The organism is Pseudomonas sp. AG1028, from assembly GCF_007993955.1.
GTDB classification, from domain to species: Bacteria; Pseudomonadota; Gammaproteobacteria; order Pseudomonadales; family Pseudomonadaceae; genus Aquipseudomonas; species Aquipseudomonas straminea.
Genome location: NZ_VIVP01000016.1, coordinates 1 through 13,658 on the forward strand (window position 1 = coordinate 1; position 13,658 = coordinate 13,658).

The window sequence follows — 13,658 nt, forward strand, 5'->3', positions numbered from 1 at the left end:
CTGGCGCCGATCCTGTTCCCGATCGCCATGCAGCTGGGCATCGATCCGATCCACCTGGGTATCATCATGGTGGTGAACATGGAAATCGGCCTGATCACACCGCCGACCGGGCTCAACCTGTTCGTCACCTCGGCAGTTACCGGCATGCCGCTGACCCGCACGGTGCGCGCCGTATCGCCGTGGTTGCTGGTGATGCTGGCGTTCCTGATCCTGGTGACGTACGTGCCGTTCATTTCCCTGGCGCTGCCGAACTGGCTGGGTATGAACTGATAGTCGCCAGACGCTAGACGAAGCCCGGCCTAGAGCCGGGCTTCCTGGTTCTACACCGTCGGCGGCGTGCGTAGCGTATCGAACAGCGGCGCGGCGGGCATTGGTCGGGCGAAGTGGAAACCCTGCAGAAAGCGCACGCCGCGTTGTCTCAGGTACTGGACCTGCTCGGGGTTTTCCACGCCTTCAGCGACCAGGTCCAGCTGCAGGCGAGTGGCCAGGTCGAGGATGTTGTCCAGCAGATGGCGGGACAGCGAGTGTGAGTCGAGCATGGAAATGAAGCTGCGGTCGATCTTCAGAATGTCGATGCGAAATTCTCGCAGATAGGCCAGGCTCGAATGGCCAGTGCCGAAATCGTCGATGGCGATGCGCACGCCCAGTTCGCGCAGCTCGGTGAACAGCTGCGCAGTGATCGCGGTGGGTGGGATCATCTGCCGTTCGGTCAGCTCGAGCACCAGGGTGATTTGCCCCGGCCCGAAGGCCGCCAGAAACTCGCGGCATTCCTCGGCCAGCTGCAGGTCCTGGCAGTGCGCTGCGGTGATGTTGATGCCGACATGAAACCCCTTCGGCAACTGCTCAGCGCGACCCGCGAAGTCCTCGCGGATATGGCGCATCAGCGCGCGGGTCATTGGTACGATCAGGCCCAAACGCTCGGCCAGGGGGATGAATTGATTCGGCGGCACCAGGCCTTCGCCTGGATGTTGCCAGCGCATCAGGGTTTCGACCCCGTCCCAGGTGCCGGTTTCGGCGTCTATCACCGGCTGGTAATAGGGGATGAATTGGTCCGCCTCCAGAGCACGCTTGAGCGCAGTGCCAGGCGAGCTGGCGCGCAGGCTGAGGCGATAGGTGCCGATGCCTGCCAGTACGCCGAGAATGAGGAACAGCAGCCACTGCGGCTGATAGTGCGCCTGCATGTAGTGCAGGGTAACGCCCGGCGGATAGCCAGCAGTCACCTTGAACGGGTAGCGCGAGGAAGCGACCTCGGTGCTGTAGTCGCTGGTTGCCGGGGTTGGCGCGTTAGTCACATGGCCGTCAGCGGAAATCCAGTTCTGACCCACGGCGATCTGCAAGGAAACCTCTTGGCCATTGATCTGCAGCAGGTTGATCAGGTGCTGGCCGTCGATTCCGATCAGCACGCCATGCTGGTCGTCGGTCTGGCGATAGACCAGCACGGCGCGATCCGGAGTGACCACGTTGCCGGCCATCAGCCTGAGCTGCCCCTTGGCGTAGCTGGCGGTGTCCTCGGTTTTTTCATAGGCGCCGAGCAGTGAGGTGCAGTAGATCAGGCCGTCGGTGACCAGATTGACCGAGCGCGAAAAGGGGCTGATGGTCATCTGGCTGCGGAGTGTCTGGACTACGTTCTCGCAGGGTTGCCCGGCAATCGGCAGCACTACGTCGGCAACTCTAGCGGCATCGTCGAGCATGTGCTCAAGTTGCGTGCGGGTATCGGTAGCGCTCTTTTCGGCACGGTTCTGCAACAGCGTGGCAGCCTGCCAATACATCAGGGGAATACCAAGCAGCAAAGGCAGCGCCGCGACCGCCAGCGAGGTGCTCAGGCGCAGCGTACGTCCGCGCTTGCGCAGGGTGGAGAGGGGCATGGGAGGTAGAAGAATCCAGAGTGGCTTTGCAGAGTCTAGCGGAAGTCGTACAACAAGAATGCTCGCTGCTTCTCGCAATTGTCGCCGTGTGCAATTTCGCCTAGCGTGCTTGTGGCCTGGCTGCCGTTAAGACCATGGTCGAATGGTTGGCGGCGGGCGCGATGGTTACAAAGGTAGATATAGAAGAACAACATCAATAACCGAGGTGATTCAATGAGTGCTGCGTCCCTTTATCCCGTGCGCCCCGAGGTGGCGGCCAATTCGCTGACCGACGAAGCCACCTACAAAGCCATGTACCAGCAGTCCGTGATCAACCCGGATGGCTTCTGGCGCGAACAGGCGCAGCGCCTCGACTGGATCAAACCCTTTACCAAGGTCAAACAGACCTCCTTCGACGATCACCACGTCGACATCAAGTGGTTCGCCGACGGCACGCTCAATGTGTCCTACAACTGCCTGGATCGCCACCTGGCAGAGCGCGGCGACCAGGTCGCGATCATCTGGGAAGGCGACGATCCGTCCGAGCACAAGGAAATCACCTACCGCCAGCTGCACGAGCAGGTGTGCAAGTTCGCCAACGCCCTGCGTGGCCAGGACGTGCATCGCGGCGACGTGGTGACCATCTACATGCCGATGATTCCCGAAGCCGTGGTCGCCATGCTGGCCTGCGCGCGCATCGGCGCCATCCACTCCGTGGTATTCGGCGGCTTCTCGCCGGAAGCCCTGGCCGGGCGCATCATCGATTGCCAGTCCAAGGTGGTGATCACCGCGGACGAAGGCCTGCGCGGCGGCAAGAAGATTCCGCTCAAGGCCAACGTCGACGACGCCCTGACCAACCCCGAGACGCGCAGCATCCAGAAGGTCATCGTGGTGCAGCGCACCGGCTCCGAGATCAAGTGGAACCAGCACCGCGACATCTGGTTCGAGGACCTGATGAAGGTGGCCGGCAGCGTCTGCGCGCCGAAGGAAATGGGCGCCGAGGAAGCGCTGTTCATCCTCTACACCTCCGGCTCCACCGGCAAACCGAAAGGCGTGCTGCACACCACTGGCGGCTACCTGCTGTACGCCGCGTTGACCCATGAGCGGGTGTTCGACTACAAGCCGGGCGATGTCTACTGGTGCACCGCCGACGTGGGCTGGGTCACCGGCCACAGCTACATTGTCTACGGCCCGCTGGCCAACGGCGCGACCACGCTGCTGTTCGAAGGTATCCCCAATTACCCGGACGTGACCCGCGTGTCGAAGGTCATCGACAAGCACAAGGTCAACATCCTCTACACCGCGCCGACCGCCATCCGCGCCATGATGGCCCAGGGCGAAGCGGCCGTGGCCGGTGCCGATGGCTCCAGCCTGCGTCTGCTCGGCTCGGTCGGCGAGCCGATCAACCCGGAAGCCTGGGACTGGTACTACCGCAACGTCGGCAAGGAGCGTTGCCCGATCGTCGACACCTGGTGGCAGACCGAAACCGGCGGCATCCTGATCAGCCCGCTGCCGGGGGCCACGGCGCTCAAGCCGGGCTCGGCGACCCGTCCGTTCTTCGGCGTGGTGCCGGCGCTGGTCGATAACCTGGGTAACATTCTCGAGGGCGCCACCGAAGGCAACCTGGTGATCCTCGATTCCTGGCCGGGCCAGTCGCGCAGCCTGTACGGCGACCATGACCGCTTCGTCGACACCTATTTCAAGACCTTCAAGGGCATGTACTTCACCGGTGACGGCGCGCGCCGCGACGAAGATGGCTACTGGTGGATCACCGGCCGTGTCGATGACGTGCTTAACGTCTCTGGCCACCGCATGGGTACCGCCGAGGTGGAGAGCGCCATGGTCGCCCACCCGAAAGTCGCCGAGGCGGCGGTAGTGGGCGTGCCGCACGATATCAAGGGGCAGGGCATCTACGTCTACGTGACTCTGAACCAGGGCCAGGAGCCGTCCGAGCAATTGCGTCAGGAGCTCAAGGCCTGGGTACGCAAGGAGATCGGCCCGATCGCCACGCCGGACGTGATCCAGTGGGCGCCGGGCCTGCCGAAGACCCGCTCGGGCAAGATCATGCGCCGTATCCTGCGCAAGATCGCCACCTCCGAGTACGACAGCCTGGGTGACATTTCCACCCTGGCCGACCCGGGCGTGGTGCAGCACCTGATCGATACCCACAAGTCGATGCAGAGCGCCTGCGCCTAATCTGAGTTGCGCTACACCCCAGCGCCCCACGTCGGCTTGTCCGAGTGGGGCGTCTGCTTTTCTGCCCCTCGGATTGAACCAGTAAGTGAACTGGCTGGTCAGGATTGTCTGTTTTTTGTTCTGTCAAGATGCGTAGGCGGCCGGTCTCTGGGTTCTGTAATTAGTTGTCGCATCTTGGAAATATCGCCTGCCGCGCTATCGCTAGAATGCCGCACTCCCGTGCGCCGCCCGCAGCCTTGCATTACGCTGGCGACGTCATTTCTCCATGGCCCGGCTTACCCGCCCTGCGGCCAGTGAAACCCCATCCCAGTCAGGAGTTTCCCCAATGAAAAAGATCGCACTGCTCGGCGCGCTGGCACTATCCCTGCTGTCGCCGCTGACCATGGCCCAGGAAGCCAAGGCGCTGCGCATCGGTATCGAAGCGGCTTACCCGCCGTTCGCCTACAAAACTCCGGACGGCAACATCACCGGCTTCGACTACGACATCGGCGTGGCCCTGTGTGAAGAAATGAAGGTCGAGTGCAAGTGGATCGAGCAGGAGTTCGACGGCCTGATCCCAGCCCTGAAAGTACGCAAGTTCGACGCCGTGCTGTCGTCGATGTCGATCACCGAAGAGCGCAAGCGCGCCGTGGACTTCACCGGCAAGTACTACGCCACGCCTGCCAAGCTGGCGATGAAGAGCGGCGCGGTGATGAACGACGTGGCCACCGACCTCAAGGGCAAGAAGATCGGCGTACAACGCTCCTCCGTGTATGACCGCTACGCCACCGACGTCTTCGCGCCGGCCGGTGCCGAGATCGTGCGCTACAGCTCGCAGAACGAAGTGTTCCTGGACCTGAGCGCCGGCCGCCTGGACGGCACCATCGCCGACTCGGTGAATATCGAAGACGGCTTCCTGAAAACCGACGCCGGCAAGGGCTTCGCCTTCGTGGGCCCGGACTTCACCGAAGAGAAGTACTTCGGCGAAGGCCAGGGCATCGCCGTGCGCAAGGGCGACAAGGCGCTGGCTGACAAGATCAGCGCCGCGATCCTGGCGATCCGCGCCAACGGCAAGTACAAGGCCATTCAGGACAAGTACTTCAGCTTCGACGTCTACGGCAAGTAAGACACGACTGCTGAAGCGGGCCTGCGTTGTTCAAGCAGGCTCCAGCGATCGTGATTTCTTGCAGGAGGTGGCACACGCTGACGCTCGGCGTGTGCCACTTTTGCGTTGCATTTCCGGCGCCTGCGGGCGCACGCATGAGGTAAGCGGATGCTCAACGGCTACGGCTCGTCCATTATCGAGGGCGCCTGGCTCACCCTGATTCTGGCCTTGACCTCGATGGCGGTGGCGATCGTGCTCGGCCTGATCGGCGCGGCGTTTCGGTTGTCGCCGGTGCGCTGGCTGGCGGTGCTGGGGGAAACCTATTCGACGGTGATCCGCGGCATTCCCGACCTGGTACTGATCCTGCTGATCTTCTACGGCGGCCAGGACATGGTGAACCGGGTCGCGCCGATGCTCGGCTATGACGACTACATCGACATCAACCCCTTCATCGCCGGCGTGTTCACCATGGGCTTCATCTTCGGGGCCTATCTGTCCGAGACCTTTCGCGGTGCTTTCATGGCCATCCCCAAGGGCCAGGCGGAGGCGGGCGCAGCGTACGGCATGAGCGGCTTTCAGGTGTTCATGCGCATTCTGGTGCCGCAGATGATCCGCTTCGCCATTCCGGGCTTCACCAATAACTGGCTGGTGCTCACCAAGGCCACCGCGCTGATTTCGGTGGTCGGCCTGCAGGACATGATGTTCAAGGCCAAGAGTGCCGCCGACGCCACTCGCGAGCCCTTCACCTTCTACCTGGCGGTGGCCGGTCTGTACCTGCTGATCACCAGCGTCTCGCTGCTGGCCCTGCGTTATCTGGAAAAACGCTACTCGGTCGGCACCAAGGCTGCCGAACTGTGAGGGCCGCACGATGATTTTCGATTACACCGTCATCTGGGACAGCCTGCCGCTGTATTTCGGCGGCGTGCTGGTGACCCTCAAGCTGCTGGCCATCGCGCTGTTCTTCGGCTTGCTGTTGGCCATTCCGCTGGCGCTGATGCGCACCTCGCGTTCGCTCTGGATCAACGGGCCGGCCTGGCTGTACACCTACGTGATTCGCGGCACACCGATGCTGGTGCAGCTGTTTCTGGTCTATTACGGCCTGGCCCAGTTCGAGGCGGTGCGCGAGAGCGTGCTGTGGCCGTACCTGTCCAACGCCACCTTCTGCGCCTGCGTGGCGTTCGCCATCAATACCAGCGCCTACAGCGCCGAGATTCTTGCCGGCAGCCTGAAAGCCACGCCTCATGGCGAGATCGAGGCGGCCAAGGCCATGGGCATGTCGCGGACCAAGTTGTACCGCCGCATCCTCCTGCCGTCGGCGTTGCGCCGCGCACTGCCGCAATACAGCAACGAAGTGATCATGATGCTGCACACCACCAGCCTGGCGTCGATCGTCACCCTGATCGACATCACCGGCGCGGCGCGCACCGTCAGCTCCCAGTACTACCTGCCGTTCGAGGCGTTCATCACCGCCGGCCTGTTCTACCTGTGCCTGACCTTCATCCTGGTGCGCCTGTTCAAGCTGGCCGAGCGTCGCTGGCTGGCCTACCTGGCGCCGCGGCGTTCCTGAGCCCACGGACTTCTGAAAGAGTGAAAAGCATGTACAAGCTCGAAGTGACGGACCTGCACAAGCGCTATGGCAGCCACGAGGTGCTCAAGGGCGTGTCGCTGGCGGCCAAGGCCGGTGACGTGATCAGTATCATCGGCTCCAGTGGTTCGGGCAAGAGCACCTTCCTGCGCTGCATCAACCTGCTCGAGCAGCCCCACGCCGGGCAAATCCTGCTCAATGGCGAGGCGCTCAAGCTGGTGCCCGGCAAGGACGGCGCCCTGCGAGCCGCCGACGACAAGCAGCTGCAGCGCTTGCGCTCGCGGCTGTCCATGGTGTTTCAGCACTTCAACCTGTGGTCGCACATGAACGTGCTGGAAAACGTCATGGAGGCGCCGGTGCACGTGTTGGGCATGGGCAAGGCCGAGGCTCGCGACAAGGCCGAGCACTATTTGCACAAGGTCGGCGTGGCCCATCGCAAGACCGCTTACCCCGCCCATATGAGTGGCGGCGAGCAGCAGCGCGTGGCGATCGCCCGGGCCCTGGCCATGGAGCCGGAGGTGATGCTGTTCGACGAGCCGACGTCGGCGCTGGACCCCGAGCTGGTCGGCGACGTGCTCAAGGTGATGCGCGACCTGGCCGATGAAGGGCGTACCATGGTGGTGGTCACCCACGAGATGGGCTTTGCCCGCGAAGTGTCCAATCAGCTGCTGTTCCTGCATCAGGGTCTGGTGGAGGAGCGTGGCGATCCGCGCGAGGTGCTGGCCAATCCGCAGTCTCAACGGCTGCAACAGTTCCTCAGCGGCAGCCTCAAGTAGTTGGCGTTATCATCCCTGACCTATCACTGCCTTCAGAGCCCAACCTGCCCATCATGACTGCCCCCCGAATCGGCTTCCTGCTTTGGCCCTCCACCAAGCCCCTGACCCTGGCGCTGGCGGAAGAGGCACTGAGCGTCGCCCAGCGCGTCCATCCGGAGGTGGTCTACGAGGTGTCGTTCCTGCAGGCCGAGGAGCCCAGCGAAGGCGCCTGGCGCCTGCCGGGCAGCTCCTGGACGGCAGGCCTGGAAGGCTACCGCAAGCTGTTCCTGCTTGCCGATGAGCCACCGACCGCCGTGGCGCCGGCGCTGGCCACCGCACTCAAGCAGGTAGCGCGCAACGGCTGCTGCATTGGCGCGGTGTCGGCCGGTGTCTATCCGCTGGCGCAACTGGGGCTGCTCGATGGCTATCGGGCTTCCGTGCACTGGCGCTGGCAGGACGACTTCGCCGAGCGCTTCCCCAAGGTGATCGCCACCAGCCACCTGTTCGACTGGGATCGTGACCGCCTCACCGCCTGTGGCGGCATGGCGGTGATGGACATGCTGCTGGCCCTGCTGGCCCGCGACCACGGCGCCGAGCTGGCTGGGGCGGTGTCAGAAGAATTGGTGGTCGAGCGCATCCGTGAAGGTGGCGAGCGCCAGCGCATTCCGCTGCAGAATCGTCTTGGCTCCAGCCACCCCAAGCTGACCCAGGCGGTGCTGCTGATGGAGGCCAACATCGAGGAGCCGCTGACCACCGACGAGATCGCCCAGCACGTGTGCGTGTCGCGTCGCCAGCTGGAACGCATCTTCAAGCAATACCTGAACCGCGTGCCCAGCCAGTACTATCTGGAGCTGCGCCTTAACAAGGCCCGCCAACTGCTGATGCAGACCAGCAAATCGATTATCCAGATCGGCCTGTCCTGCGGTTTTTCCTCGGGGCCGCATTTCTCCAGCGCCTACCGCAACTTCTTCGGCGCCACGCCGCGCGAAGACCGTAATCAGCGGCGCAGCAACAGCCCCTTTGAACTGACCTCGGCGCCTGCCGAGCGCGGGTAATCGGTCGCCCTGACCGTCACCTCGCTGGATGCGGCTTTAATCTCGCGCCGTCAGGCGCAGGGCGGCAGTACCAGGACCGGCAGAGCGATAAACATTACGGCGATGGCCGCGATCAGGTGGCCGGCAGCGGAGACGCTGGCGACGAAGCGTTCGCGTTCGCTGCAGTGTGGCCGCCTGGCAGCAAGCTGGAACAGGCGCGCCAGGCCCAGCAGCACGGCAGCCGTACAGAGCGAAAGCGTGCCCAGGGCCAGGTTCAGCCAGGTCCACGGGCCGTCCTCAATTGGCGGCGGCGCCACCGAGCAGCCGACGCCCTGGCCGCCATACAGGGCCACGAACCACAGGCTCCAGATGCTCAGCCCGCTGGCCATATGGATCGGGTTGTAAAGCGAACGCAGGCTTTGCATCAGGCGCCTCCGAAAGCAGGTGGGAACAGGGCGATGGCGAAGTAGCTGACCCACAGCACGCCGAGGTTGTAGCCCCACAGCTGGGCGACCACCAGCGGCTCGTAGGGCGACTCGCCGCTGACGTAGCCGATGCGTATACGCAATGCCTGCAGCATACTGAGGATGCTGGCGAGCAGGGCATGGCCGAGGCTGTAGGCGAGCATCACGAAGATCACTGCATCATGGGCGCGCACGGTCGGCTCCAGTGATTCGCTGAGCAAGGCGACCAGCAGCAGAGCGCTCTGAATCAGGCCGACCACGGCCAGGCCGACCTGGCAAGTGAACAAGCCGCGGGCATCACCCTGGCGCAGTCGTGCCAACACCCGCCGGTGCCACGGCGTGGCCAGGCTCAGCAGCAGGGCGGCGGCCAGTAGCAGCCAGTGGTTGAGCACGGGAGCATCCGGCACCAGCCAGTTCGGCGCCACCGTCCAAAGGTAGAACCAGCCGAACAGCAGCGACAGGTACAACGCGCCGTTGGACAGCAGCGTCACGCCCATGCCCCAGAGGCCCGGCCCATCGCAGGTACGCGAATGCAGCGGCGGCTCGCCGGGCTGGGTGCGGGCATCCGGCGCGGCCTTGGGGTGGGCGCCGTTTTCCCAGCTCCAGCGCAGCAGCACCACAATGGCGGCGAAGCACGCGACCAGTGCCAGCAGGTAGGTCTTGGTCAGCAGGCTCAGGCACAGCACCGCGATAAAACAGGCGGCAATGAACGGCAGCCAGCTGTTGCCGGGCAGGTGAATGATCTCCCGCACCTTGCCGGTCAGCGGGTCGACGCCCCAGGTCTCGCGGCGGCCGTGGTCGATCACCGTCAGCGCATGTTCGCCACGGGCCATGCTTTCGCCTAGATCTGGGGCGCGCCACAGCGGGTGACGGTCGGTGACCTTGGCCAGGCTGACGAAGTTGTACGGGTTGGGTGGCAGGGCGGTGGCCCATTCCAGAGTGTCGGCCTGCCAGGGGTTGTTGCCCGCGGGTTTGCCATAGCGATAGTGCAGCACCAAGTCGAGCAGCAGGGTGGCGATGCCGATCACCATGATGAAGCTGCCGATCGACGAGATCAGGTTGGGCATGTCCCAGCCCAGGCCGCTCTCGTAGGTGTACACCCGGCGTGGCATGCCCAGAAGGCCGGTCCAGTGCATGATCAGGAAAGTCATATTGAAGCCGATGAACACCAGCCAGAATCCCCACTTGCCCAGACGCTCGGAGGCCATGCGACCGGAGAAGTGCGGCAGCCAGTAGTACAGGCCGGCGATCAGCGGGAACAGCATGCCGCCGATCAGCACGTAATGGAAATGGGCGACCACGAAGTGGGTGTCGTGCACCTGCCAGTCGAACGGCACCAGTGCCAGCATCACCCCGGTCAGCCCGCCGCATACGAAGATGATCAGAAAACCCACCAGCCACAGCATCGGCACGTTGTAGCGCGGTTTGCCGAGCCACAGCGTGGCGATCCACGAGAACACCTGAATCGCCGTGGGAATCGCCACCAGCATGCTTGCCGCCGAGAAGAACGCCTGGGCCAGTTGCGGAATGCCCACGGTGAACATGTGGTGCACCCAAAGGCCGAAGCTGATGAAACCGGTGCTCAGCACGCCCAGTACCACGGCGCGGTAGCCCACCAGTGGGCGGCCGCAGAACACCGGCAACAGGGTGGAGACGATGCCGGCCGCAGGCAGGAAGATGATGTACACCTCGGGGTGGCCGAACAGCCAGAACAGGTGCTGCCACAGCAGTGTGTCGCCGCCACGCGCCACTTCGAAGAACGGCAGGCCGGCGGCGCGTTCCAGTTCCAGCAGGATGCTGCCCAGGATCAGCGGCGGAAAGCCGATGACGATCATCATCGCCATGGTCAGGATGTACCAGGCATAGATCGGCATCCTGTTCAGCGCCATTCCCTCGGCGCGGGTGCGCAGGATCGATACCACCAGCTCGACCCCGGCCGACACCGCGGAAATCTCCACGAAGGTGATGCCCAGCAGCCAAAAGTCGGCGTTGATGCCCGGCGAGTGTGCAGCGCTGGACAGCGGCGTGTACATGAACCAGCCGGCATTGGGCGCCACGCCGAACAGCAGGCTGGAGCAGATGATCAGCCCGCCGAACAGGTAGCACCAGTAGCCCAGCGCCGACAGGCGCGGGAACACCAGGTCCCGAGCACCGAGCATCTTGGGCAGCAGGTACACCGCCAGGCCTTCCATCATCGGCACGGCGAACAGGAACATCATCACCGTGCCGTGCATGGTGAACACCTGGTTGTACATCTCCGGGCCCATGAAGGCGTTGCCCGGCAGCGCCAGTTGGGTACGGATCAACATCGCCAGCAACAGGCCGAAGATGAAGAAGCCGAGGCCCGTGACCATGAAACGCAGGCCCAGGGTGGTGTGGTTGACGATGGTCAGCGCCCGCCAGCCGCGCGGGTTGCCCCATACCTCGTTGAACTGATCGTGCAGGGCATCGGCATCGGCCGTTTCGCGGCACTGTGTTTCGCGGCTATCGCGCTGCTTCTCGTGACTTGCGCTCATGGTTCGAGGCCCTCCAGCCAGGTGGCGATGGCCTGCAGGTGCTCGTCATCGAGGTCGTCGGTCAGCGGCATGCCGGTACCCGGTTTCAGGCGGCCGTGCTCGCCTAGCCAGGTCAGCGTGGCGCCGGGCTCGTTGGGCAGCAGGCCGGCGCCGAGATGACGGCGGCTTGCCAGGTCGGTGAGGTCCGGACCACGGTTGCCGGCACTGACGCCGGCTACCCGGTGGCACATGCCGCAATGGGCGAGAAAGGTGTCGGCGGCAGGGCCTTGTATGGCTTCGACCTGCGGCTCGCGGCGCGCATCGAGCCAGGCTGCGAAGTTCTCTTCGCTGTGCGCCTGTACGTCGAGCACCATGTGGCTGTGCTGGGTGCCGCAGAATTCGGTGCACTGGCCGCGGAAAGTGCCGGGCTTGTCGGCCTGCAGGCGTATGCGGTTCTCGCGGCCGGGAATCATGTCGATCTTGCCGCCCAGGCGTGGCACCCAGAACGAGTGGATCACGTCGGCGCTGCTGACGGTGATGTCGACCGGGCGCCCGGCCGGCAGGTGCAACTGGTTGGCGGTCACCACGCCGCTGTCCGGGTAGCGCACCTCCCACCACCACTGATGGCCGATCACCTCGATCTGCAGCGGTCGTTCACCGAGAAGCGGCAGCTGCATCGTGCGCTGGCCCACCGGAATGCCGAACGCCAGCAGCAGAACGATGGTGATTGACGGCAGTAGGATGCCGCCACCGATCAGCCAGCGTCGTTGAATGCGCCGGGCCTCATCGACCGAATATTCGCGCGGCTTGCGCCAGATGGCGTAGATCCACAGGGCGCTGACCACCACCAGCACCAGGCTGAAAAAGCCGCACATAGCCCACCATAGCAGGGCGATATCACGCGCCACCGGGCCGGCCGGGGCCAGAATTGATTGGTCACCACTGCAGGCCGAGATAATCGGAACTGCTGTGGCGAGTGCGGTCAACTTGATTAGGGTCGGCCACACTCGGCCTTTTCTAGAATCGACAGGGAGGCCGCCATGGCTGAGCAACAAGAATCGATCATCAGTCGCGCCGCCATCGCCGGGCACCCGCTGCACCCGATGATGATCCACTTCCCGGTGGCTGCATTGTTGGGCCTGGTGGCCACCGATTTCGCCTACTTCTGGACCACCGACCCGTTCTGGGTACGCGCCAGTCTGTGGCTGGCCGGTGTCGGCGCGATCGGCGGCTGGATCGCCAGCATCGCCGGGCTGATCGATCTGCTGACCGTCAAGCGCATCCGTCAGAAGATCAGCGCCTGGTGTCACGCCATCATCGCCGTGATGATGCTGTCCCTGGCGTCGCTGAACTGGATGCTGCGCTACCGCCACGGCGAGGAAGGTTTCGAGATCTGGGCGTTCTACCTGTCGCTGTTCACTGCCGGGTTGATCGCCATCGCCGCGTACCTGGGCGGGCGCCTGGTCTATGAGCATGCCGTGGGTGTCGACGTCGAGTAGATCCGGCTGGGGCCCGCCTGCATTCATGGGTGGGTAGCTCCTGGTCAGAAAGGTTTGGCGAGCACCAGCCACAAGGTGGCGGCCATCATCGCGAAGGTGAGGCTGCCCAATGCCGCGCAGGCGATGGTCAGGGCAGGGCGGGGCTGGCGTTCGCACTGCAGGATCAGCAGACCGCACAGCGCGTGACAGATGACCATCACCGCTACGGCGGTGAGCTTGGCCACCAGCCAGATGCCGAAGGTGCCATCGCGCAGGAACAGCGCGCTGCCGCTGCCAATGGCGAGCAGTGCGGCCGGCGTGGCGACCAGGGTGAAAATGGTGCGATTGAGTTCCGGGTGGCCGGGGTGCTCCATGCTGTAGGCCGTGCGGCAGCTCGCGGCGATCAGCGCGGGCAGGTAGAGCAGGGTGCCGCACCAGGCAATCAGCGCGGTGAAGTGCAGCAGTTTGAGCAGTGGCATCGGCGCCCTCCATTGCCAGTCGTCCTGAGGTCTGCCTGTGTGACCCTGGCGCGAGAAACCCGGTTCGACCTTTCCGCCGTGCGTGCCGGGCAGCGATTAGCAGACTCCTCGGTGTGCTGAAGGCCCCGTCATTGCTGGTCTGAGGGCTGGATGATCGATGCAGAAAAAGTGCTGCTATGGGCCTGAAGGCAGGCCCGGTTGTGTCACTGAATGTGTGGGCTTTGTTGTCCGACCCGACAGGGTG

Annotated in this window: 13 protein-coding genes; 8 read left to right on the forward strand and 5 right to left on the reverse strand. The window is 64.0% G+C overall.

Annotated elements, in window-relative coordinates:
• Positions 1 to 270: TRAP transporter large permease subunit (locus FB481_RS22330; RefSeq protein WP_147177907.1), on the forward strand; the 270-nt coding region annotated here is incomplete at its 5' end.
• Positions 271 to 320: 50 nt separating this feature from the next.
• On the opposite strand, the gene FB481_RS22335 is transcribed toward FB481_RS22330, so the two are convergent.
• Positions 321 to 1,865: an EAL domain-containing protein gene (locus tag FB481_RS22335; RefSeq protein ID WP_147177909.1), complete on the reverse strand. Its 1,545-nt coding sequence runs from the start codon at positions 1,863 to 1,865 to the stop codon at positions 321 to 323.
• 213 nt (positions 1,866 to 2,078) lie between these two features.
• Between FB481_RS22335 and acs the strand changes: the two genes are divergently transcribed.
• From acs to argR, 6 genes are all read left to right on the forward strand, one after another.
• Positions 2,079 to 4,040 carry an acetate--CoA ligase gene (acs, locus tag FB481_RS22340; protein WP_093507631.1) on the forward strand — a complete coding sequence of 654 codons (1,962 nt, stop codon included), beginning with the start codon at positions 2,079 to 2,081 and terminating at the stop codon, positions 4,038 to 4,040.
• A gap of 325 nt (positions 4,041 to 4,365) precedes the next feature.
• Positions 4,366 to 5,145 (forward strand): ABC transporter substrate-binding protein, encoded by a 780-nt coding sequence (locus FB481_RS22345; RefSeq protein WP_013791734.1) that lies wholly within the window; start codon positions 4,366 to 4,368, stop codon positions 5,143 to 5,145.
• A gap of 147 nt (positions 5,146 to 5,292) precedes the next feature.
• Complete coding sequence (locus tag FB481_RS22350) at positions 5,293 to 5,982, forward strand: ABC transporter permease (protein ID WP_147177911.1); 690 nt, start codon at positions 5,293 to 5,295, stop codon at positions 5,980 to 5,982.
• 10 nt (positions 5,983 to 5,992) lie between these two features.
• Entirely contained in the window at positions 5,993 to 6,691 is a 699-nt protein-coding gene (locus tag FB481_RS22355) for an ABC transporter permease (protein WP_147177913.1), read from the forward strand.
• 29 nt (positions 6,692 to 6,720) lie between these two features.
• Complete coding sequence (locus FB481_RS22360; protein ID WP_147177915.1) at positions 6,721 to 7,485, forward strand: ABC transporter ATP-binding protein; 765 nt, start codon at positions 6,721 to 6,723, stop codon at positions 7,483 to 7,485.
• A gap of 53 nt (positions 7,486 to 7,538) precedes the next feature.
• Positions 7,539 to 8,519, forward strand: coding sequence for a transcriptional regulator ArgR (gene argR, locus FB481_RS22365; RefSeq protein ID WP_147177917.1), 981 nt, complete (start codon positions 7,539 to 7,541; stop codon positions 8,517 to 8,519).
• A 50-nt stretch (positions 8,520 to 8,569) separates the two neighbouring features.
• On the opposite strand, the gene FB481_RS22370 is transcribed toward argR, so the two are convergent.
• Genes FB481_RS22370 through coxB form a run of 3 tightly spaced genes read right to left on the reverse strand, consistent with a single transcriptional unit; the run spans position 8,570 to position 12,365 of the window.
• Positions 8,570 to 8,923: a hypothetical protein gene (locus FB481_RS22370; RefSeq protein ID WP_093507643.1), complete on the reverse strand. Its 354-nt coding sequence runs from the start codon at positions 8,921 to 8,923 to the stop codon at positions 8,570 to 8,572.
• Positions 8,923 to 11,478, reverse strand: coding sequence for a cytochrome c oxidase subunit I (gene ctaD / locus FB481_RS22375; RefSeq protein WP_256662792.1), 2,556 nt, complete (start codon positions 11,476 to 11,478; stop codon positions 8,923 to 8,925). Before ctaD ends, FB481_RS22370 begins: the two co-directional genes overlap by 1 nt.
• On the reverse strand, positions 11,475 to 12,365 hold the full coding sequence (gene coxB, locus FB481_RS22380; protein WP_147177919.1) for a cytochrome c oxidase subunit II: 891 nt from the start codon (positions 12,363 to 12,365) through the stop codon (positions 11,475 to 11,477). The genes ctaD and coxB overlap by 4 nt, the downstream gene beginning before the upstream one ends.
• A 132-nt stretch (positions 12,366 to 12,497) precedes the next feature.
• Between coxB and FB481_RS22385 the strand changes: the two genes are divergently transcribed.
• On the forward strand, positions 12,498 to 12,956 hold the full coding sequence (locus tag FB481_RS22385) for a DUF2231 domain-containing protein (RefSeq protein ID WP_013791726.1): 459 nt from the start codon (positions 12,498 to 12,500) through the stop codon (positions 12,954 to 12,956).
• Positions 12,957 to 13,000: 44 nt separating this feature from the next.
• Here FB481_RS22385 and FB481_RS22390 read toward each other — a convergent pair whose 3' ends face one another.
• Positions 13,001 to 13,414, reverse strand: a complete 414-nt coding sequence (locus FB481_RS22390) for a CopD family protein (protein ID WP_147177921.1) — start codon at positions 13,412 to 13,414, stop codon at positions 13,001 to 13,003.
• Positions 13,415 to 13,658: the final 244 nt, after the last annotated feature.

Bases quoted from the DNA above. Each gene is read 5' to 3' on its own strand.
- argR (WP_147177917.1), top strand. From the start codon at position 7,539: ATGACTGCCCCCCGAATCGGCTTCCTGCTTTGGCCCTCCACCAAGCCC.
- FB481_RS22390 (WP_147177921.1), bottom strand. From the start codon at position 13,414: ATGCCACTGCTCAAACTGCTGCACTTCACCGCGCTGATTGCCTGGTGC.
- FB481_RS22360 (WP_147177915.1), top strand. From the start codon at position 6,721: ATGTACAAGCTCGAAGTGACGGACCTGCACAAGCGCTATGGCAGCCAC.
- FB481_RS22385 (WP_013791726.1), top strand. From the start codon at position 12,498: ATGGCTGAGCAACAAGAATCGATCATCAGTCGCGCCGCCATCGCCGGG.
- FB481_RS22370 (WP_093507643.1), bottom strand. From the start codon at position 8,923: ATGCAAAGCCTGCGTTCGCTTTACAACCCGATCCATATGGCCAGCGGG.
- FB481_RS22345 (WP_013791734.1), top strand. From the start codon at position 4,366: ATGAAAAAGATCGCACTGCTCGGCGCGCTGGCACTATCCCTGCTGTCG.
- FB481_RS22355 (WP_147177913.1), top strand. From the start codon at position 5,993: ATGATTTTCGATTACACCGTCATCTGGGACAGCCTGCCGCTGTATTTC.
- FB481_RS22350 (WP_147177911.1), top strand. From the start codon at position 5,293: ATGCTCAACGGCTACGGCTCGTCCATTATCGAGGGCGCCTGGCTCACC.
- FB481_RS22335 (WP_147177909.1), bottom strand. From the start codon at position 1,865: ATGCCCCTCTCCACCCTGCGCAAGCGCGGACGTACGCTGCGCCTGAGC.
- acs (WP_093507631.1), top strand. From the start codon at position 2,079: ATGAGTGCTGCGTCCCTTTATCCCGTGCGCCCCGAGGTGGCGGCCAAT.
- ctaD (WP_256662792.1), bottom strand. From the start codon at position 11,478: ATGAGCGCAAGTCACGAGAAGCAGCGCGATAGCCGCGAAACACAGTGC.